The organism is Proteiniphilum sp., from assembly GCF_034927365.1.
Classification (GTDB): Bacteria; Bacteroidota; Bacteroidia; order Bacteroidales; family Dysgonomonadaceae; genus Proteiniphilum.
The window spans coordinates 245,662-268,281 of the sequence record NZ_JAYFQD010000013.1 but is presented as its reverse complement, the minus strand read 5'-3'; the positions used below and the strand labels follow the sequence as shown (position 1 = coordinate 268,281).

At 43.5% G+C, this 22,620-nt stretch carries 10 protein-coding genes; 3 read left to right on the top strand and 7 right to left on the bottom strand.

Annotation, left to right across the window (positions count from 1 at the left end; translation table 11 throughout):
• On the top strand, positions 1-1,806 hold the full coding sequence (locus tag VB073_RS10025) for a beta-N-acetylhexosaminidase (protein WP_323404029.1): 1,806 nt from the start codon (positions 1-3) through the stop codon (positions 1,804-1,806).
• A gap of 87 nt (positions 1,807-1,893) precedes the next feature.
• A complete protein-coding gene (locus VB073_RS10020) occupies positions 1,894-4,659 on the top strand; it encodes a glycoside hydrolase family 78 protein (RefSeq protein WP_323404028.1) in 2,766 nt (921 codons plus the stop codon).
• Positions 4,660-4,674: 15 nt separating this feature from the next.
• Here the strand turns inward: VB073_RS10020 and VB073_RS10015 are convergent, their stop codons facing one another.
• The 7 genes from VB073_RS10015 to VB073_RS09985 all read right to left on the bottom strand — a co-directional run bounded on the left by VB073_RS10015 (position 4,675) and on the right by VB073_RS09985 (position 18,395).
• Positions 4,675-6,255, bottom strand: coding sequence for a CotH kinase family protein (locus VB073_RS10015; protein WP_323404027.1), 1,581 nt, complete (start codon positions 6,253-6,255; stop codon positions 4,675-4,677).
• A 39-nt stretch (positions 6,256-6,294) separates the two neighbouring features.
• Complete coding sequence (locus tag VB073_RS10010) at positions 6,295-7,161, bottom strand: hypothetical protein (RefSeq protein WP_323404026.1); 867 nt, start codon at positions 7,159-7,161, stop codon at positions 6,295-6,297.
• 27 nt (positions 7,162-7,188) lie between these two features.
• A complete protein-coding gene (locus VB073_RS10005; RefSeq protein ID WP_323404025.1) occupies positions 7,189-10,743 on the bottom strand; it encodes a glycosyl hydrolase in 3,555 nt (1,184 codons plus the stop codon).
• 94 nt (positions 10,744-10,837) lie between these two features.
• On the bottom strand, positions 10,838-12,067 hold the full coding sequence (locus VB073_RS10000) for a DUF4998 domain-containing protein (protein ID WP_323404024.1): 1,230 nt from the start codon (positions 12,065-12,067) through the stop codon (positions 10,838-10,840).
• 23 nt (positions 12,068-12,090) lie between these two features.
• Complete coding sequence (locus VB073_RS09995; protein WP_323404023.1) at positions 12,091-13,302, bottom strand: DUF4959 domain-containing protein; 1,212 nt, start codon at positions 13,300-13,302, stop codon at positions 12,091-12,093.
• A 21-nt stretch (positions 13,303-13,323) separates the two neighbouring features.
• Positions 13,324-15,258, bottom strand: coding sequence for a RagB/SusD family nutrient uptake outer membrane protein (locus VB073_RS09990; RefSeq protein WP_323404022.1), 1,935 nt, complete (start codon positions 15,256-15,258; stop codon positions 13,324-13,326).
• A 23-nt stretch (positions 15,259-15,281) separates the two neighbouring features.
• Positions 15,282-18,395 (bottom strand): TonB-dependent receptor, encoded by a 3,114-nt coding sequence (locus tag VB073_RS09985; protein ID WP_323404021.1) that lies wholly within the window; start codon positions 18,393-18,395, stop codon positions 15,282-15,284.
• A 1,078-nt stretch (positions 18,396-19,473) separates the two neighbouring features.
• On the opposite strand from VB073_RS09985, the gene VB073_RS09980 reads away from it, so the two are divergent.
• Positions 19,474-22,593, top strand: coding sequence for a TonB-dependent receptor (locus VB073_RS09980; protein ID WP_323404020.1), 3,120 nt, complete (start codon positions 19,474-19,476; stop codon positions 22,591-22,593).
• Positions 22,594-22,620: the final 27 nt, after the last annotated feature.

Sequence of the window (22,620 nt, the reverse complement as noted above, 5' to 3'; positions counted from 1 at the left end):
ATGAAACCTCTATTTTCTTTATTTCTTTTTCTTTTTCTAGGCAACTATCTCTTTGCGCAAGAGATCAGCCTCATTCCCGAACCAAAGGAGATCAAAATATCAGAAGGCTATTTCAAACTCTCCCCATCTACCAGGATACAGTCAAAAAATGCAAAAACCGATATCACCGCCGATTTATTCAATCATTTCCTGGAGGAAAACTGGGATATCCGGTTGAAAAAGGGAACTGCCCGTAAAAATAGGATCAACTTAGTGCTGGACAATAAAATGCCTGAAGAATCCTATATGTTAGATGTAAGCCCGTCAGGAATTACAATTACGGGCGATGCGGCAGGTGTCTTTTATGGAATACAAACGCTGAACCAACTTCTCACCGAGAAGGATGGTACTTTGTCGGTACCCTGTGTCACCATCAGTGATTCTCCCCGTTTTGGATATCGGGGTTTGATGCTGGATGTAGGCAGATATTTTTATTCTAAGGAATATATCAAGAAATTCATCGACAGGATGGCACAGTTCAAGTTGAATATGTTCCACTGGCACCTGACGGAAGATGGTGGTTGGCGTATCGAAATAAAAAAATATCCCGAACTGACCAAACGGATTGCCTGGCGTAGTAGCACCCAAAGTGGCTACGGATGGGAAGTGCAGAATCACATTCCACATGGGGGGTACTATACACAGAAAGATGTCAAGGAAATCATTCAATACGCGGCTGAGCGGCATGTGACCATCATCCCTGAAATAGAAATGCCGGGGCACACGTTAGGTGTTCTTTCTGTCTTTCCGGAACTCTCCTGTACAGGAGGGCCTTTTCCGGTACCAAACACCTGGGGTATCAGGGAAGATATCTTCTGTGCCGGGAATGAAAAAACTTTTGAATTTCTGGAAAACGTACTCTCTGAAATCATCGAATTGTTTCCCAGTGAATATATTCATATAGGTGGAGATGAAGCCCCCAAGAAACGTTGGGAAGAATGTCCGAAGTGTCGGCAGAGGATCAAGGATGAAGGCCTGAAAGACACCCATGAGTTACAAAGTTATTTCATTCAGCGGGTGGAGAAATTCATTAACAGTAAAGGAAAAAGGATTATCGGATGGGATGAAATACTGGAAGGAGGGCTTGCTCCTAATGCTACGGTAATGAGTTGGCGGGGTGAAGCCGGGGGTATCGCAGCAGCAAATATGGGACATGATGTAATTATGGCGCCTAACGATTATATGTATCTGGACTATTTCCAAAGTGATGACAAGGTGAATGAACCATTGGGAGCCACTTGGGCACCGCCGGTGACCTTGGAAAGAAATTACAGTTATGAGCCTTACTCCGAAAAGATATCCAAAGAGCAACAAAAGTTTATCAAAGGCGTACAAGCAAATGTATGGGGTGAATTCATCCATCAGGAGAACCATGTCGATTATATGGCCTATCCGCGTGCACTGGCTTTGTCGGAAATCGGATGGTCTCCCATTTCAAAGAAAGATTATGACTCTTTTCTGAAAAGGCTTCCTGCCCGGTTAAAGCAGTTGGATAAACAATGGGTTACTTTCCGTATCCCGGAACCTCAAGGATGGGACAATATAACCGTTGCCAACAACAAGGCAACCCTCAACCTGAAGCCGCTTGTAGAAGATGCTGTCCTGCACTACACTATTGACGGCAGCGATCCCACGGTCTATGGGAAAGAACTAAACGGTCCGGTCACTCTATCGATAGAAGGGGATTCCATCGAATTGAAATGTGCTGTTTTACTCCCCTCGGGAAGATACAGCGCTGTTTACACCAGGGTTATTTCAAGGGATTAGTAACCTCTTCCTTAGCTTCTATAATTTTCTCACCTTGCAGGGACACACTTTTTCAATGTGTCCTTGCAATATTCTCATCCGTAAATAATGAAAACAGACCTATCTTTTATCGAAAAGCCGTTGTGGATATTATTCATAACTGTTACAGTTTTTTCCTCCTGTATTGCAGACAAAACCATAGAAATTGAGATCAATAATCTCCGGTGCGAATTGATTGACAATCCGGTAGGCATTGATATTGCCGTTCCACGGTTGAGTTGGGAACTGGATAGTAAAGAAAGATCTGTGATACAGCTAAGTTACCGGATATTGGTATCCTCTTCACTGGAAAAACTGAATGCTAACGAGGGCGATTTATGGGATTCCAGGACAGTGAAGTCGGATGAATCGGTATTCATACCCTACGGAGGAGAAATATTAAAAAGCCGGATGGAATGCTATTGGAAAGTATGCGTAAATACCAATAAAGGAAAATCGGAATGGAGCAAGCCGGCCAAATGGACAATGGGGCTTCTCACGCCTCAGGAATGGGATGCGAAATGGATTGGATTGGATCAATCATTCGAATGGGAAGATCCGACGGCTGACAATACACGGCTTGCGGCCAGATATTTCAGGAAAGAATTTACCGCGTCACAACAACCGGAAAAAGCGACCCTTTACCTTTGCGGGCTTGGCTTGTATAAATTGTATATAAATGGGGAAATGATAGGAGAACAAGAACTATCCCCCACTCCCACTGATTACCGCAAAGAAGTAAAATATAACACTTTCGACATCACTGAAACTCTCAACAAAGAAGAAAATGCTATTGGTATAATTTTAGGTAACGGACGTTTTTTCCATATGCGTCGTAGCAATTTATCATCATATCCAAAACTCATTCTGCAGATGGAACTGGAATTCGCGGATGGAAGCAAACAAATTATAACAAGCGATGAGAGTTGGAAGGTTACCGCCGACGGACCTATCAGGGCGAATAATGAATATGATGGAGAGGAATATGACGCCTGCAAAGAAATGCCGGACTGGAATAAGCCCGGGTTCGACGATCAATTATGGATGAATGCCCAACTGATCTCACCACCACAGGGGATATTAAGCGCACAGTTGAATCAGAATATTAAGATAATGGATATTATGCGACCGGTTGGAATAAAAGAGCTCGGAAAAGGAATTTTTATTCTGGATATGGGGCAAAATATGGTCGGCTGGTTGCAAATGAAAGTAAAAGGTAACAGGGGAGATCAGGTGCAATTACGATTTGCCGAGTTTTTAAACGATGACGGAACCATTAACCAGGAGAACCTGCGAGGTGCACTTGCAACCGATAAATATACCCTGAAAGGAGAAGAAACCGAAGTATGGGAGCCCTGCTTCACATCCCATGGATTCCGGTTTGTAGAAATCACTGGATATCCGGGTACTCCTGCGATATCAGATTTTGAAGGCCGTGTCGTTTATGATGAGATGGAACAGACCGGGTTCTTTGAAACATCAAACGAACTGGTCAACCAAATATACAAAAATGCCTATTGGAGTATAAAAGGCAATTATCGTGGAATGCCCACCGATTGCCCTCAGCGATCAGAACGAATGGGATGGACAGGTGATCGCGCAATTGGCTCATACGGTGAAAGTTTTATTTTCAATAATCATAATTTATACGCCAAATGGGTGAATGATATACGGATCACGCAACAGGAAAACGGGAGTGTTTCCGATATAGCACCCAGCTATTGGAGTTCATATACCGATAACATGACCTGGCCGGGCACCTATCTGACGGTTTCCAGTATGCTGTATGAACAATTTGGCGATAAAGAGCCGATTGCAAAATACTATGATTCAATGAAGAAGTGGCTTTATTACATGCGGGATAAATATCTTACCGATGATCATATAATGCCAAGAGACATATATGGAGATTGGTGTACGCCTCCCGAAGATCCTACTTTCCAGGACCCCAAAGATCCAACACTTATTACCGATAAGGAATTGATCGGAACATCCTATTATTACTACATGCTTCAACTTCTTGAAAAGTTTGCCCTTATCCTGGATAAACCCGATGATGTTATGGAGTTTTCGGGACAGGCTATTGCAGTGAAAGAGGCATATAACAATAAATTTTTGAACAGGGAAAAAGGTTATTACAGCAACAATACAGTTACAGCGAACTTATTATCGTTAAGTTTTGACTTAGTGCCTGAAGAGTATAAAAAAGTTGTCTTTGAAAATATAGCAGAGCGCACTCTTGGAGAGTTCAAGGGACATGTAAGTTCGGGAATAATAGGTTGTCAGTGGCTCATGCGTGAATTAACCAATAATGGAAGAGCAGATATTGCATACCATATGCTACAGAAAACAGACTATCCGGGTTTTGGATATATGATTAAAAAAGGTGCCACCACCATTTGGGAGCATTGGAATGGTGATCGGATGCCCCTCTGGATAGACTCCCAGAATCACGTCATGCAATTAGGAGACCTGATTATATGGTTGTATGAGGATTTGGCCGGTATAAAAAACAGGCCTGGAAATTATGGATTCAAAAGGATAACCATGAAACCACAGATTATAGATAAATTAGATCACGTGAATGCATCTTTTCACTCGGTATATGGCACGATCAGGAGTTCCTGGAAAAGGAATGACACTTCATTTCAATGGAAGATAACGATCCCTTGTAACACTACGGCAACTGTCTATATTCCGGCACCTTCTAAAACAAAGGTAAAAGAAAATGGGAAAAAACCAGTTTCGAAAGATATGAAATTTGTAAAAATGGAAGGCCAATATGCTGTTTTTGAAGTAAGATCGGGGAATTATCTTTTTTCAGTTGAACGATAAAAATGAATCATATTGCTACCAATTTGAAATTTCAAAATCCAACCATTGTACCCGAGCATCTAAAAACTCTTTTGCATAATTAACTTCTTCTTCCCATGTGTCGAACTTAACAAGTCCTACACTTATGTATTTACCAAGTATCGGCCAACGTGAAAAATTTTTATTTTGTGCAAATCTTATATTTTCAGCCTTTTCGCTCATGATAGTGGTTAATACAGGTAAATGACCTTTTACTTTCTTCCACTCCTGTTTGGCAATATCAACGAAATAAGGATCCTGGAACAATCTGCTGAAATATACATTCCTATGATATAAATGGGCAACAGGTGAAGTTGCGGGTGGTAAAATCCATCGGTTGTTCTCCCTGTAAGCTAGCCCCAGACTCCATTCGAAATCCCAGGCAGGATACATTTCCAATTTTCCTGTACGTGATTGAAGTACATAATAAGGATTGGGCTCGGCATTACCCAAAGTTTCCTGCAAAATATACCATTTGGCAAAACTTCTGGCATCAATGTATTTCCTGTATCCGGTATTTGGGTCGTCAAAATGATCGGAATATAAAGCCTTTTCAAATTCATTCATGTAATTCAGAATGAAATTGTAATTCTCGTCGCCTTTCACCATATCATCACTATCCGGATGCTTGAACGTAAAATGTAATCCACGATTGGTAGTGAACCATATAGGTTCTTGATTCCAGTAGTTATCGTCTTCTATCAGATAGCCATCATCGGCAATATTAACACGGTTTGAAGCTGCTTTTACATGTTCGCAGAGAAAATAAGTACCATTATACGAGCCGTTCAGAAAAACTTCCACATGATATCCACGCGGAGTCCATGGAAATTCCATCAATTTCGACAACTCAAAGGCATAAGTGGAGCGCAGCATCGATTTGTCACAATATTCAGCCAAAAGTACCCAATCTTTATCAGCAGGCATACCCAATATCATTGATTTGGAATCTAATTTTATCCGGTATGGTTTTTTGGGATAGGATGCCCATGTAGCATTTCCTCTACCCTTGATACGCATTGTTCCATCATACCCTTGTGTAAAAGGCGTTTTGGAAATAGTAACACTCCCTTTCACATAATCTTCCTTACTGGTGATTGCCTGCCTGTTTTCCGTTTCTATCCATACAATCGGTATTCCCGTGAAAATTTTTACCGTTACTTCATAGGTTTTTGTTGTTCCTTTTTCGCTGGTTAGCACATAAGTAATTGGCCGATCGAAGTTTTGTACCGTAACACCGGAAGTCTGAATCTTACCGGCAACCTCCACACTCTTATATTCGCCGACAAACGACGGGATTAGATTCAGGTTCATATCTGATGCTGTACCGGATAGTAGTATCGTTATTTTGTTATCTACTATTGTTCCACGAACATCATCTGTCAATTGAGGATTGAATGATTTGTTGAAACTAAATGATAAAAACCGCAACACCGGTGTAGCCGGTTCCTTGTCAGTAGGCTTTTCCTCTTCATATGGATCGGGGGCATCTGCAATTGGATCATCGGTCTTACATCCCACAAATGCAACAATTACAAAAAACAGGTATAGCCAAAAATATTTTTGATTGATTATCATGCCAGTTTCAAATAAGAAATAGTCTAAATATTAAGAAAGTTAATGAAATTCAAATCCGACCGAAAGGTTGACGCTATTCATATTCTGACAATATCCACTAATATCAGGAGCAGGGGTTGCACCTCCCGGATTTATCCGGCTATAGTCAAAAATCCTGACATGATCGGGGTAAGCTATTGTCAAAGATAATTTGAATTGCGAAGAAATATTACGGGAAAGTTTCAGATTATAGCCCACACCAATATCGCCCGCGAGCGAATTGGCTGTCAGAGTAATAGGCTCCGGATCTTTTGTTCCTATTTTAATCATGGCATTATGGTGCACCATCCTGCCATAACCGACAGAACCATGCATAACCCAATGATTTTTCCGTTTATTGTCCCAGAAACGGAAAGATATCATAGGGCCGATATAATTTTGTCGGATATCTCCCCCCAACATGCTGCGGTAATGATATTTTAAGCCATATCCGGTGAGTGCGCTCAGGTAGACTACCAGATCAGTCCCTGCATAAAAGAGACCGCGGTCGGAAGAATCAGCCTCTTTCGGTTTGAAATCCTCTGTCAATCCGACTCGCAGTTGGCCGAATTGACGGCCTCCACCGACATGAATACCCAAAGAAACGATTGGGTACCAAGGACGCAAACGATTGTCATTGATGCTTCTGAACATATTTTTCCTGTAAAATAAGACAGAATCCCTATGAATCGTACCTGTCATCAGTTTATCATCCCATTGAAACTCGATGGGATAAAAATCACCGGCCAACTTCCCCATTTTACAATTCAAGGTGTCCCGCTGTATGGTTACCAGCAAATCCTGGGCCTTCACAGAAGAGACACAGGATAGGATCATCCCGGTGAAGACGAGGATTGGAAGTAAAAAATTGTTTGTATGTTTTTTCATGAACAACAAAATATTTGAATACTATATCTACTTCTCCGCCACCGTGCGGATGATGACAGGTCCGAAGAGTCCGGAGGGTAGCAGTTTGTCGTCTTTCTTCCAGTGATGCCAGGTGGTGAAGGTGTAACGTCCTGTAGTACTGGGCTTACCGTCTTTGACCCACTGGGGTATCTCTTTCAGGCGAATACCTTCCCACTGCAGGTCGTCGGGCTGTTGCTCGTCACCTATCAGCCGGTTGGGCCAGAGGTTGGTAACACTGATTTGCAGCGTGTTGGCGCCTTGTTTCAGGATATCAGATACATCCAAGCGGTATGGCGGCTTCCACAGCAGGGGTAACTGCTTTCCATTGAGTGTTACCTCGGCGAAGTTCTTCAGATTGCCGAGGTCGAGGATAAGGCGCTGCGAGGCGTCGCGGGTGGCATTCCACTCGAAAGTTTTGTCATAAACAGCTGTACCTGAAAAGTATTTGACACCCTCGTCGGGATGCTCCGTCCATGAGATAAGTTTGCCGAGCGTAACCTTTTCTGGCGCACCCCATCCGGCGGGGAACGACAGTGTCCATTCGCCGGTGATTTCCACCGGTTTAGGCACGACGACGGATTTAAACGTCTCTTTTTTACCTGATTTCCAGACTGCTTCGAACACACCTGTACGCCATGCGCCAAAAACAGCCTTGCCATCGGGCATGACTGTCACGTCCCACAGCGGCACTGTGATATCCTCTTCGGGTTCGGGTGGCAGCAGCAGTCGTCCGTTCTCGGCCACGCGCGCCAGACCTTTCACGCCGTCAACGGAGTATTCCACGCGAACCTGCTTAGGCAGGCCGGGAGCAGCGTCCTTGCCGCCGTTAAGTTCATTGCTTACCTTCACATTGAGGATACCTTCCCGAACTAATGCGTTGATATTCTTGGTGATATCGGACAGTTGCTGCACAGGTTCCACTTCAGGAACATTCGCCGTTACGCCGTAGTAAGCATATTTGACGACCGCTTCTTCGGGCAACTTGATGCTCTGGTCTTCTTTCACCTCTTCCACTTTTGTGGCACCCGATAATGTGTATATTATCCGCAGGTTTTTGATTGTACCGTAAATGGGATCACCGCCCATCTCGCCGTTGTTGGCACGGATGACACGCTTGCCCTCCGCGACGGCTTTCCGTACTCGGGCTGTCACGTCGAAGCACTTCTCAAAACCCTCTTCGGCGAAGAAGCCATACTCCGCTTTGAGAATTTTCAAGTCAGGACGACGCTCTGTAGGATCTTTTTCCACCTGAAAACCAAGGCTTACGAGATGCTCTTCGGCGGCGGGCTTGCGGAAAACCACGAAGACCGAGCCGGAGGGGTCGAAGCGTAGCGGAACGGTAGTCAGACCGTCTTTCTCGCTGTAAACGGCTGCCGTCTCAATTTGTCCGCTTTCGGGGTGCCACAGTTCGGGTGTCATGCCGGAGACGCGAAACGTACACTCCACATCACAGCCGCGAAGCGTGGGGGTACAGACGAAGTAAACATCGGCACCGTCGATGTTGCGGTGAATATATTTCAGCGCGGCTGATGTGTCTCCGGAACGGAAGTCGGGCTGAATAATCTCCTGTACAGCCTGTTCGGGTGTCTTGTCGGTAATGAGTTTCGCCCAGACACGGTCGAGTGAGGCTTTCAGTTTGTGGTCACTTTCCGGATAATTCTTCAGTCCAGGAGCATGTATAGGCTTCTGCTGCGCAACTATCTTGGCACCCGCATCAGCCAGACGGTCAATGGTTTCCAGTACTTCGGGCGACATCGTTTCGTCTTTCGGCAGAACGAGCATCCGGTATGTCATTCCCGATGGGAGGGTCAATAATCCATTCTTGACTTTCAGCATCTTAAGAGCTTTAGTGTCGCATCCGTCGTAATCGTAACCAGAAGGGAGGGGCGTGTTTCTAAGATCGTTAGGCGCACCCTCACCGCTGTAAAAAAGTACATCAGCAACGAAAAGCCCTTCTTGAAGCATGAACTGCACGCGCGCCTGATAGCGGAGCCAGTCCTTCGCCTGCTTCCACCACGTCAGCGTGCGTTCGAAATGTGTTCCCCACTGCCCCATCGTCATGCCCGGATAACGTGTCGGGTTAGTCCACGGCTGATGTGCGTAGCGGTGGTATATCATGCGGTTGATTCCCCCGCAGTAAGCCGCATCTCCCTGAGCCTTAATAGCATACGCATCTTTCAGCCACTTTCCGCCATCAGGAGCCGCTGTAAACGCCTCTGCACCAACAAATTTCTTGCCATAAACATGCGCTATTGACGCCGGTAACTTCGAGTTGCCGATGTCAACGCTGTGTCCACTGTTCTGCCAGAATTCGCCCATAGGGATGTCACAGAAACTGCCGTACTGAATATCGTCGGACGGACTATTGCCGTAAGGTTCTAATGAATAGAGTAATCCGGCTTCATGCGCCAGTTCGCCGAAGTATAACGAATAGTTCTCGGCGAACATATCGGCTATCACGCGGCGGAAGTCCCAGAGGAAGCGCTCAGTCAGTTCGGGAGACCCTACTACAACTCCGTTCAATACAGGGAGGTATTTTATTATTGAATAGCCGGTTCGCTTTTGAAACTCTTTCTCAAAGCCCTGTGTCCAGTTTTGTGTCCCTACTTCGTAACTATCTATCAATACATTATTTAAGCCTGTCTTACCGTTGATGTTTGCAGCTCCGATAACGTCGAGGACTTTAGCCACGTGTCCGTCCCAGTGGGCCTTGAGGGCTTTGCGGCTCAATTTGTCGCACTCCAGCCCAGTGCCTTCCGTCGGTGCGGGGTGGTTGTTCCTGCCGTTGCTGGTGTAACCGAGACGCAGGATTGTCCAGTCGCCCGACGGCACATTCCACCCTTTAGGGTTATATCCTGATAATAAATCGGTTATATCAACAATCGCATCGGGATTGATAGCCTGTTTTCCCGGTTGTTTCAGCGGGTCGTCGTAATGCACCATCCCGCGGTTAATGAAAATCTTGTCGTTAAGCCGTTCGATATCGGTATTTTCTCCATCTTTTTCGGGCGTGGGGAAAGCAAGAATAGCGATGTCGCGGTAGAAGTCCTTGTTGGTCTTGGGCTGTGGCGGCGCTTTCATCACCTTATCTGCCCCCTCAGCATGTATCTCACTGATCACCACTATTTTCATGCTATTTTCGGGAGTATTCCACGGACCGCCGCTGCTCGACCAGCCACCGCAGTTGTGCAGGCATATCTCCAAACCCAGCCGCGCCGCCTCTTCGGATGCAAAGCGCACCATTTCAATCCATTCGGGGCTGTTGAACATCACCCCTCCGTGAGGGATACCTTCCGCGGCGTTGAATATCTGGGCGCCGCCGATACCCGCTTCCGCCATTGCCTCAAGGTCGGCGGTGATACCCTCCTTACTGATATTGCCGTTCATCCAGTGCCACCACGTATGTGGCTTAGCCGACGCCGGAGGGTTGACAAATCCCTGCTCCATCTCGACTTGAGAGATTTGAAATACTGTCGGGGCCGTTTCCTGCTTTGTGATGCAGGAAAATACAGTTAACGTCGCTGTTACTGCTGCTGCTAAATAATGAAATTTTGGTTTCATAATGACGGTATGTATATTAAACACTATATACAGTAAGAATAAAAACCTAACAGGTTTTAAAACCTGTTAGGCTCTTCTTTGAAGTGACAATGGTTTATCTCACCAACGTTCCCCAGAGACTGATCTCAGCCAGTAAAACACGCGGGGGTTGAGTGGGATTGAAATTCTCAAGAGTCCTGAATCGGATATACCTTATCGTGGCGTCGGGATCGACAGAAGCCCCAGGCACAAATTCAAAATCTATACCTCTATTGGAAAGTGCAATATCTTCAGCAGTAGGAGCCTGCCAAGGATTGGCGATTCCATTGCCTGATGGCTGCACACATTCAAATTTACCCAAAAGCGTCCAACTATCATCCAGACTGCCATCCGGATTTGGATCTAATGATCCGTATATTTCAAATATCCTCGGATGTCCTTTGGACCAACGGTCGTCATTATTGTTACGGGGCCAGATCCTCATCCTACTCAGTTTTGCTTTCAGTCCTAAATCCCATGTAAATGTACCGGGTAGCGCTATAGGATTGTCCGAATGCATGAAATCGGTTGTATTTCCATTCCATAAGTTCCTTAAGGGATAACTGCCATTCATTCCCATATCCCCGGGCATTGGCTTGTCAACCCAGGTGGCCTTTGGGATCTGTATCACCGGATCAATCATTCTGTTGAGTGTTGTTGACTGGAACAGATCAATTGCCAGCGAGTCCGGTTTATAAGTAGTGCTGTAAGACAAGGCCTTAGAGAGGTTGAAATATGGAAGCACCGTTTCAGTTTCCGATCGATCAACATCCACGCTTTGGCTGGCACCATTTGTATCAGTCCAACTCACATGGATGCCTACTTCAGAACTCTCTGCTACACCCCAGTTCAGTTTAAGATCTTGCCCATCATAATAGGTACTCTTCAACAAACGATTTATCAACATGTTCCTGTAATTATCGCCATACACCGTACCCAACACTTCAACAGGAATAGACATATTGCCTTCATCGTCATAAGTGCGAACCATAAAAGAATATGTGTTTTCAGGAATCGAAGCAATAGTATAGCTGACTGTATCTATACCTGCAGGTACAGATAGTTCAACCGAGTCGGTGTAATTATTCCAGAATATTCTTGCTTTTTGTACTCTGGGATCGGTACCTCTCAACCACGATATTTTGATACGTTTATCACCGGGATATGCAATCGGACTCTGTGCGGGTCCCGGGTATATCAATCCGTTGGGAACGACATATTTCTCGTAAATGTCTGTCTGGCTATCGCATGAAGCGAATCCCAAAATGACCCCAATAAAGATGATAAATATTATATTCTTCATCATAAATGATTTTTAATAATTTATTTTTAATTCATTAATTCTCCCCAGAAACTCAATTCCACAATATGAACAGTCGAAAATGAAGCATTAGCATAGGTAGTTTTGGTTCTGAACCTGATATACCTGACCGGAGTAAAAGGATTCGGGGCAAAATCACTCACGCCGAACTCAAATTCAATACCTGCATCTGCAAAAGCAATGTCTTCCTGGGTAATTTGCGTTCCGGGGCCGGATGGTTTCAAACTCTCGAATCGTCCGAGCGGTATCCAACTCTCATCCATCACTCCGGTAGGATTGGGCGAAACAGAGCCCCATATTTCAAAGATCTTTGCATGTCCTCTCTTCCATCTATCGTCCGCATGCTTGCGAGGCCAATATTTTAAACGGCTTAATTTAACGGTTCTTCCCAGATCCCATGTGAGATTGTGGGGAAGCATTTTGGTTTCCATACCATGAAATCCATCTGGGCCATAATTCTCATCCCATATTCTTGTTATTGGGTAACCTGAATTAACCGGAGGTATATCACCGGGTAGGGTATAATCTTTCCAGGTAGCTTTAGGAATAAACTCTTCAAACCAAGGTTTCACCTTAGCTGTTAAGGTATCTGAATAATTACCCCATCTGTCGCGCACATACATCGCAAATTCATGCTCCACAGGATCTAATCCATCCACACCGCGGTAAGTGAAAGTTCCTTTTGGCATAGCGGTATAATAGGTGATTAACTCACTCATGTAACCCAAATTCGCAGTATCTGCCATCAACACGATTGCAAGGTTTGCTTTTTCCGGATTTTCGAAATCAATAGCTACTCCTCCGAAAGTATCCCTGAACTTTTTGGTTGCCAGTTGCACGGGTGCTGTCGTGGGGTTGATCTGTACGATATGAGGTGCCGACTCTTTTTCATTTTTCCCTACGGAATAGAGTTTCACATCGTAAGTGGCCGGGGTGCCGAATCCTTCTAAAACCAATGAATCTTTAAAATAGGAGGATTTCGTTTCGCGTATTACGCCTGGTTTGATCTCATATTCAGCACGGACATACAACAGGTTTTTATCTACCGGCAAGGTATATTTCAACAGAGCCCCTCCCGGCCTGTTATCTACTGTCACATTGGTCACCTGAGGAGGAGCCGGTGCGTTCTCGTCAATAAAATCGGCGCGACCCTCTTCCTTGCAACTAATCCCGATAATCGACATTAGTAAAATAATGATATATAATATTCTATTCTTCATCATCATGTAATATTTTAATTGTTACCATCCAATATTTTGTACCAGGTTCGGATTCGCCTCAATATCTGCAGTTCTGATAGGCCAAAAATAATCACGTATGCCGAACTTTTGTTCTGCCAAAAGTTGCGGTTGGTACATCATCCGGTTGACTTCTTCTTCCGTCCCGTCAATGACAGACACCATCATGTTCCACCCTTTCAGGGGAACATGGTACTCATTGGGAGCAGTTTTCCACCGGCGTATATCCCAAAAGCGTTGTCCTTCAAACGAAAGTTCGATCAAACGTTCCTTTTGTATAATTTCACGCATACCACCTTGATTACTATACTTTTGGTTATTGGTATAGGTATTCCACGATTCCTTCACTCCTTTTAAACCCGCACGGGCGCGAACAAGGTCGATATATTGGAATAATTCGTTACTATTGGCTCCGTTAGGGCCTTCTACTTCGTTGATCGCTTCGGCATATAACAAGTAGAGATCGCTTAACCGCATGATAGGCCAGGCATAGCTTGGTGAAGATATAGAGTTGATGGCGTTAAGCTGGGCTTCATAAGGAATAAATTTTTTAGGAATATAACCAGTCCAGTTACCCTGCCCCTCGGTACCATCCGTTTCGCCTATTTTAAAGCCAAGATATCTCAACGATGAGGCATCTTTATCATTATATTGCCCTGCTCCGAACCAGACACCTCCATCGAAGCCAACCCATGCATAAAAACGGGGTTCGCGCTCGAAATGCATATCGACGGTGGTTCTTCCCTGCCGTATATAAAATCTGTCCTTCGCCTGTGCGGTTCTCAGATTGTAAAGATCTCCGATATTCCTGGTGTTATCCTCTTCAAGCGGTACTCCGTTCTCGGTATAAAACATTTCGGCAATTTTGATCGGCATACCCAACCATTTGCAAATATCATTACTGTTGATATAATCGGGATTCAGTTTCGGCATCGATGCATGAATCATCCCGCCACTGGAAGGAATTGAAATCATTTGCGTGTTTGCCCAAATAATCTCACTGCTCGAACGCAGGTTAAAAGCATTCCGTAAGGTTACATTCAGGACGGTCGTATCATTGAACCTGTTGGCCGCATCTTCATATGTGTACAACATCATCCCTGCCTCATGGCAGATATCAATGGCCGCTTTGCAAGCGCTCATTGCCGCTTCCCATTTTTCAGGTTTGAATGTTGTATCAAACAGGAGTTTGCCATCACGATTTTTCAACGTCGCCTGATCATTATTGCCGTTGAACAAAGGACTTGCAGCTGTTACCAGCACTTTTGCCTTCAGAGAAAGAGCAATAGGTTTGGTAATGCGTCCATAATCACTTGCCGGATCAAGCACAAACGTGGGAAGCATGTCGCCGTCAGTAGCTTCATCCAGTAATTGCACTATATAATCAAAACATACGTCAACCGGTTCCCGTTCTACCTTTACAGCGTACACATCCGCATCCACCGACATATTCTCCCGGATCAGGGGTACTGGGCCATACATCTGTACCAGACTATAATGGTAATAAGCCTTTAAAACTTTTGCCTCAGCAGTCCATTGTTCACGTTCCCAGGCTTGCAAGTCGGGAACCAGATGCACATTTTCCAAAAAAGTATTGCAAACACGCAACGCCTGATACATACTCCCCCATCTCGGAAGTACCGGACTGGTAGCGTTCTGATTTCCCTCGCTTATATCAAGGCCGGCAAGGGAGAAACGATTAGAAAAATGAGTAGTCTTTCTGGTCCATACATCGTCGCCTCCTAATGTGGTAGGATCACCCGAGCCTCCATTTTTAGGCATATACGAATAACAGGTAGACAGATATTTAAGGGCTTGCGCTCTCGAATTGAATGCCATATCCAAGGTAGGAACACCGTCGGGTACTACGTCCAACCAATCACCACAAGCGGTTAAGCTCATTATTGCGGCAAATATTATAATTTTATATTTTTTCATATGATTAAAACCATTTATTTTGATTAGTTAAAAGTAAAGTTTAATCCAAAGTTAAACACTCTCTGAATAGGATATCCCAGACCGTTACCGGCCATTTCCACATCCCACATCTTAAACTTACTGAAAAGGAGCAGATTGCTTCCGCTGACATAGAAGCGGAGATTATTCATACCCACTTTTTGAGTATAACGCTTGGGTATTGTATAACCAAACTCCATCTGTTTGAGACGCAGAAAACTGGCATTGCGCATAAACCATGTACTCGTTGCAATATTATTTGAAATCCCTATCGTACTCAATCTTGGCCATAACGCATACACATCTTGATTTTCTTCAGACCAATAGCTGTTGGCATATGCCTTGAGGATTTGAGCATCATTAATAAAAGGAGCTGTTCCTTTAGAATCTCCGCTTGCATTGATCCAAAATGATTGCCGGTCTGCCCCCTGGAAAAATGCAGAGAAATCGAATCCTTTATATCCCATTGAAATCCCAAATCCATACACAATTTCGGGAACCGTAGGATAACCGATGGGGACCCTGTCAGCTTCTGTAATTCTACCATCACGGTTTACGTCCAGGTATTTGATATCGCCTCCGCCATATTTAGAAGTACCTATGTATTGTGGCGGTGAACTGGCAGCTTCTTCATCATCCACAAAAAGCCTTTCGGCAATATAACCGCTTACCTGATTTAACGACAGGCCTACCCTCGAACGCCAGGGTTCTTTGTATTCCGGCTCCTCGTATACTTCATATTGGCTGGTGGCATACGTAAAATTAGCACGTGCCGATGTCCAAAAATCTTTGTTCCAGTTTTTCTGGTACTCCAAAGTCATATCCACACCCCTACCCGATGCTTCGCCTACATTCGCCCTCGGAGTAGCAGTCAACCCCATTGTGCTGGGAATACTTGAACGAGTCATCAGGATATTGGTTCTTTTTTCAGTAAAATACTCAGCGATAAGACTCAATTCGTTCCATAAACCTAATTCAAGCGCAAAATTCTGTTTGTATGATTTTTCCCAGGTTATATATGGATTGGCATATCGGTTAATCGTAATTCCGTTATATCTCGTATTATATTCCTGTCCGAAAGTAGCTGCCCGGCCCCCATCATTCATATTCACTTCTGAGAGATAGAAGAACCGGTCGTATGCATCTCCTATCTGATCGTTACCGATCAAACCATAGGAATAACGCAGTTTCAGGTTGTTCACAACAGGTTTCATGTTTTCCCAGAAGGCTTCGTTGGAAATGAGCCATGCAGCACCTGCCGACGGGAAAAAGCCAAAACGGTTGTCTTTATCAAAACGTTCACTTCCGTTATAACCAAAGTTAAATTCGGCAAAATAACGAGAGTCATACGAATAGGTTGCACGTCCCGACAGACCTAAATTTCTGGAGGGGAGTGACAATTGTAATGAACCTGCGTTGGCCTTCAAGGTCTGACGGGCCTGGAATACCAACAAGCTGCTGATATTATGTTTCCCGAAATCACGCACATGGTTTACACTTCCTTCAAAATAAAACGAGGAATACTGTTCTCTTTCCCCAGGCAGCTCTCCATATCCTAAATATTCAGTACCAATATAACTTTCCATCAGTTTGTAATTCCCTGTTAATCTGTTATATGTGGCAATTTCATAATAAAACGGATTATATACCCGATTGACTGCAAATTGCGATAAACGACTGACATTCATCATCCCCCTGGCAGATAGTCCCTGGGTAATGAAATCCAGATTCTGTTTCAATTCCAATTGCGCCAATATCTGTGAACGCGACTTCTCCTTGTAACCGCGGACCATTTCTGCATAGGGATTGATTTTACTATTGTTATAGTTACCGAACAAAATATGCTTTGCATACTTGAATTCCTCATCCGCAGGGTAATAGGCGGGGAAAAGCACAGGATTGGAATGCATCATTAAATAATACATATCGGTTCCTCCGAGCAAAGGGCCCTTATATTCTTCAAAATTGGCACTCAAACGTACAATCAATTCGGTGGTCTTGGTTACATCAATATTGACATTCGAACGTAAATCGTAATTATTGATCGCGATGTTGTTGTTGAAATTATTGCGTTTGTCCACTTTCAGGATACCGTTGTCACGGTTAAATGAGCCGGCCACATAATAGCGGGCAACCCCACCTCCACCACTGACATTCAGATTTGCGCGCTGATTCATGGTATTATCCTTGAACAACATCTTTTTCCAATCGTTTGCGGGATAAATAAGAGGATACCTGCCGGCCTCCGTCATTTCGATCTTTTCCTGCGAATATAGGATGGTTCCTAAGGGGTCCCGGGTAAGGACTGCTTCGTTGTGCATCTTCATATAGGTGACCGGATCGGCTAGTTCAACAGTTTGCGTCGGAGCCGACATCGAGTTTTCAAAGCGGAACGAAATTTTTGCAGGACCTTCAGTCCCCTGTTTAGTGGTTACCAAAATAACACCATTTGCACCGCGGGCACCGTACAAAGCTGTGGCAGTAGCATCCTTCAGTACAGAGAAACTTTGAATGTCGTCCGGACGAAGACGGGCGAGATCGGTTGATGTGAGTTCAACACCGTCAATTAATATCAACGGGTTTCTGTTTGTCCCAAAAGTTGTGATACCACGGACAAAGAAATCGGCATTATCCTGTCCGGGTTCTCCGCTTCGCTGATAGGCGATTATACCGGCCATATTACCGGCCAGCGCTGTGGTAAGGTTACTCGAAGGGACTTTCAGATCTTTCGGGTTCACCGTAGTAATGGCCCCGATAACACTTGCTTTCTTCTGTTTTCCGAAAGCCACGATGGTTACTTCCTCCAATTCGCTTTGTACTTGTCTTAATTCTACTTCGATGTAGGTTTTATTTCCTACTTCAATCACTTGTGTTTCCATTCCGACAAAGGAGAACACTAATTTATCGGAAGGCAATACTTTAATTTCGAAACTCCCGTCTAAATCGGTAATAACCCCTCTCGTCGATTTCTCAACCATAATACTTACACCCGGTAAAGGTTCTCCGGTTTCAGCTTCAGTTACTTTTCCCTTTACCGTATTTTGAGTTTGAGCATACAAAATAACCGGAAAAGAGAAAAGTATCAATAATAAATGAATTTTAATGATTCTTTTCAGCATGGTAGTTTAATAGAGTTTATATTTAGTTTATTATAGCACTCTTTCAGATAATTTTGCAAAATGAAAAATGAGTATTGCAAAATGAAATACAATGAAGTTCGAAAAAAATCGGGCCAATTACTATCCGTGACGGGGTTTACACTGGTTTTGACGATTTAGTCATGCTCATTCCTTGCGAACTACATAATTTTAGAATCTCAATGTCTCTCAAGACATATATAATCTTAATGAATAGAATATCTAATCAAATTATTAGGTTTGCAACCTGACTCTAAAATTACATTTTTAATATAATTACAAAAATACATGTTAAATTATTAAATGATGCTAATCTATATGATAAAACACATTAGATAAATGATATTTTAACTTTTCTCTTCTCTTAGCGGGAGAAAAGTTATTACATCAACAATACATTTACAGCAAGTATAAAAGAGTTGTTTTTAAAAATATAGTAGAGCAAACTCTGGAGAATTCATATACTACTGGTTATATAGTTAAAAAAGATGCCACCATTATCCGGGGCAGAGGTAAAGAAAAATAGACAAAAACTATTCTTAAAAGATCTGAAATTCATAAAAATAGAGGAATAATATCCTATTTTTCAGGCAGATTGGGGAGTCATTTTTTTTAGTTGAACGATAAAAAGCACATAATAGAACTCTCTTGTCAAAATTGCAACCCCACAACTTGACATAAAACATCATTTAACGCAGTTTACATATCATTTATCACAGTTTTCAAAAATTGAAGTTCATGTATATTTGTATTATATTAATAGAAGAATAAAAAATTTAAATATTGTCTGTTCTTATTGTTATAAGCAATCGATCGATACATCTCTTCTATCCAATATTGTTCGAAGTATCAATAAGCCAGTTACAACTTAAAAATGAAATTACACTTATGAATTGCATCCTTCCCCTGGCAAAGAAATCGTTCCCGGATTGAAATTCCGGTAGTATCCTGATAATTATAATTATAATTATCGTACCGAATAAGTAATAATATTTTCTAAAAGAAGTATTGAATAAAGCAAATAAATCCTGAATATTAATCTAAAGCAAATGAAAATGAGATGAAAAAAAAATTAAATTTTCTACTATCTGTTTTACTGTGCTTTCCTCTTTACCTATCTGCGCAACAGGCACTTATAAAGGGGAAAGTTACGGAAGCGGAGACTAACGAGCCCCTGCCGGGAGTCAGTATCCTTATAGCAAGTTCAACCAGAGGTGTAATCACCGATATAGATGGTAGCTTCGAAATAAGAGCCTCTTCTTCCGACAAACTGGTATTCTCTTTCCTCGGTATGGAATCCCAAACCATAGAGGTAGGGAATAAAACTTATATCGAAGTAAAAATGAGTCAAGCGGCCAGCGAACTGGATGAAGTAACCATCGTGGCCTTCGGTAAGCAGAAGAAAGAGAGTGTAATCGGCGCCATCACCACGGTAAATCCTGCGGATTTGAAAATACCATCGAGCAACCTGACCACCGCACTAGCCGGTAATATGGCCGGTATTATCGCCTACCAGAGAAGTGGAGAGCCTGGTCGTGATAATGCCGACTTCTTTGTACGCGGTATCACCACCTTCGGAGCAAATACCCGACCTTTGATATTGATCGACAACATAGAATTAACCTCCACTGACCTTGCCCGTCTTCAACCGGACGATATTGCCAGTTTCTCAATTATGAAAGATGCTACGGCTACAGCTTTGTATGGCGCCCGCGGAGCAAATGGAGTAATATTAGTGACGACCAAGCGAGGGATAGAAGGACCTGCTAAAATATTCGTTCGTTTGGAGAACTCCATATCGCAACCGACGAGCAATATTGAACTTGCTGATCCTGTTACCTACATGAAGCTACATAATGAGGCAGTATTAACCCGTAATCCTTTGGGCGAACTTCCTTACAGCCAGGATAAAATCGAAAATACAATGCGTCCCGGTTCGAACCCCTATATTTATCCGGCAAATGACTGGTATAAGATGCTGTTTAATGATTATACCCAAAATATGCGTGGAAATGTGAGTGTAACGGGAGGAGGTAATATCGCCCGCTACTACGTGGCAGCCGCATTCACAAAAGATAACGGAATATTAAAGGTGGATAAGCGGAATAGTTTTAATAATAATATCGATTTCAAGAATTACAACCTAAGGGCAAATGTGGATATCGATATCACCAAAAAGACTACACTCGGAGTCAGGCTTTCTGGTAACTTCGACGATTACACTGGGCCTATGTATACAGGACAAGAGGTATATCAAATGGTGATGCACTCTAACCCTGTACTTTTTCCCGCCTACTACCCCATTGATGAAGATTTCAAATATGTAAAACATATTATGTTCGGCAATTATCAGGGGAATTATAGGAATCCTTATGCTGAAATGGTAAGAGGATATCAGGATAGATCCCGTTCCCAGATGCTGGCTATGTTGGAATTGAATCAGAACCTTGACTTTATCACCAAGGGACTCAGTTTGATGGCATTGATGAATATCTCCAGATTAGCCGAATACAGTGTAAACAGGTCCTATATCCCTTTTTGGTACCAGTTGCGTGGTAACTACGACAGTTATACGGGAGAATACCATCTGGAAAGGATCAATGAAAACGGAACCGAGTACCTCGGATACAGTGAAAGTCCCAAGACGGTTGAATCTACGACCTATACCGAGTCTCGGCTCAATTATGCCAATACGTTCGGCGTTCATAGTGTGAGCGGTTTGTTGGTATTTACTACCCGTGAATGGTTGGCAGCAAACCAGGGAAGCCTGCAACTTTCGTTACCTTCCCGCAACGTGGGTTTGGCAGGACGTGCTACCTACTCCTACGATAGCCGGTACTTTGCTGAATTCAACTTCGGTTATAATGGTTCCGAACGTTTTGCCGAGAACAATCGCTGGGGTTTTTTCCCCTCTGCAGGTGCAGCATGGTTAATATCCAACGAATCATTCTGGGAACCACTCTCATCGACCATCAGCAACCTGAAACTACGCTATTCCTACGGTTTGGTTGGAAATGACCAGATCGGCAGCAGCAGCGACCGTTTCTTTTATTTGTCACAAGTAAATATGAACGACGGAGCAAGAGGTACTTATTTTGGGGAAAACGTAGATAAAGGAGGCGCCGGTATCCGGATCAACCGCTATGCCAATGATGCCATCACATGGGAAACCTCCACAAAACAGAATTATGCCGTTGAAGTCGGATTATGGAATAAGCTCAATGTGATTGCGGAATATTTCACCGAGCACCGTCGAAATATATTGATGACCCGAGCCGCAATACCTTCGACTATGGGATTACAGGCCCCTGTAAGAGCGAATATCGGCGAAGCTACTGCTCATGGTATAGATATCCAGTCGGACTACCAACATATATGGAATAAGGATTTCTGGACATCTGCCCGGGGTAACTTCACATGGTCGACTAGCAAGTACAAAGTTTATGAAGAACCCGATTACAAAGAGTATTGGCGTTCACGTGTAGGTCGCTCGCTCAACCAGAATTGGGGGTATATTGCGGAAAGATTATTCATGGATGACGCCGAAGCACGGAATTCAGCTCCTCAGATGTTCGGTGGACAATATGGCGGTGGAGATATTAAATACACCGATGTGAACCGCGATGGGCAAATCACTCCGGCAGATATGGTTCCAATTGGAAATCCCACCTCTCCCGAAATAATCTATGGATTCGGATTCTCTGCCGGATACAAAGGATTCGATGCTTCCATATTTTTTCAGGGTCTTGCTAATGAATCTTTCTGGATAAATACTTCGGGGTTCGATAATAGTGGTAATTTCATAGGGATATCTCCTTTTGCCAATCAAACGCAGCTCCTCAAAATAATTGCAGATAGTCACTGGTCTGAAGATAACCAAGATTTATATGCATTTTGGCCCAGATTAAGTCCAACCGTCAATGCGAATAACTCTCAACAAAGCACATGGTTTATGCGGGACGGTTCTTTCCTGAGGCTCAAACAACTAGAAGTTGGTTACACCATACCTGGAAAATGGCAAAAACCACTACATGTCAATCAGTTAAGAGTTTACTTCAGTGGAACAAACCTACTGTTATTCAGCAAATTCAAGCTGTGGGATGTAGAAATGGCTGGGAATGGCCTCGGATACCCGATACAGCGGGTACTTAACTTTGGCGTGAATGTGACATTTAATTAATTACTATTTACCGATAACATTATATGA

What these genes read in the sequence shown, in the direction of transcription:
- VB073_RS10025 (WP_323404029.1), top strand. Translation starts at nt 1, where the DNA reads ATGAAACCTCTATTTTCTTTATTTCTTTTTCTTTTTCTAGGCAACTAT.
- VB073_RS10020 (WP_323404028.1), top strand. Translation starts at nt 1,894, where the DNA reads ATGAAAACAGACCTATCTTTTATCGAAAAGCCGTTGTGGATATTATTC.
- VB073_RS10015 (WP_323404027.1), bottom strand. Translation starts at nt 6,255, where the DNA reads ATGATAATCAATCAAAAATATTTTTGGCTATACCTGTTTTTTGTAATT.
- VB073_RS10010 (WP_323404026.1), bottom strand. Translation starts at nt 7,161, where the DNA reads ATGAAAAAACATACAAACAATTTTTTACTTCCAATCCTCGTCTTCACC.
- VB073_RS10005 (WP_323404025.1), bottom strand. Translation starts at nt 10,743, where the DNA reads ATGAAACCAAAATTTCATTATTTAGCAGCAGCAGTAACAGCGACGTTA.
- VB073_RS10000 (WP_323404024.1), bottom strand. Translation starts at nt 12,067, where the DNA reads ATGATGAAGAATATAATATTTATCATCTTTATTGGGGTCATTTTGGGA.
- VB073_RS09995 (WP_323404023.1), bottom strand. Translation starts at nt 13,302, where the DNA reads ATGAAGAATAGAATATTATATATCATTATTTTACTAATGTCGATTATC.
- VB073_RS09990 (WP_323404022.1), bottom strand. Translation starts at nt 15,258, where the DNA reads ATGAAAAAATATAAAATTATAATATTTGCCGCAATAATGAGCTTAACC.
- VB073_RS09985 (WP_323404021.1), bottom strand. Translation starts at nt 18,395, where the DNA reads ATGCTGAAAAGAATCATTAAAATTCATTTATTATTGATACTTTTCTCT.
- VB073_RS09980 (WP_323404020.1), top strand. Translation starts at nt 19,474, where the DNA reads ATGAAAAAAAAATTAAATTTTCTACTATCTGTTTTACTGTGCTTTCCT.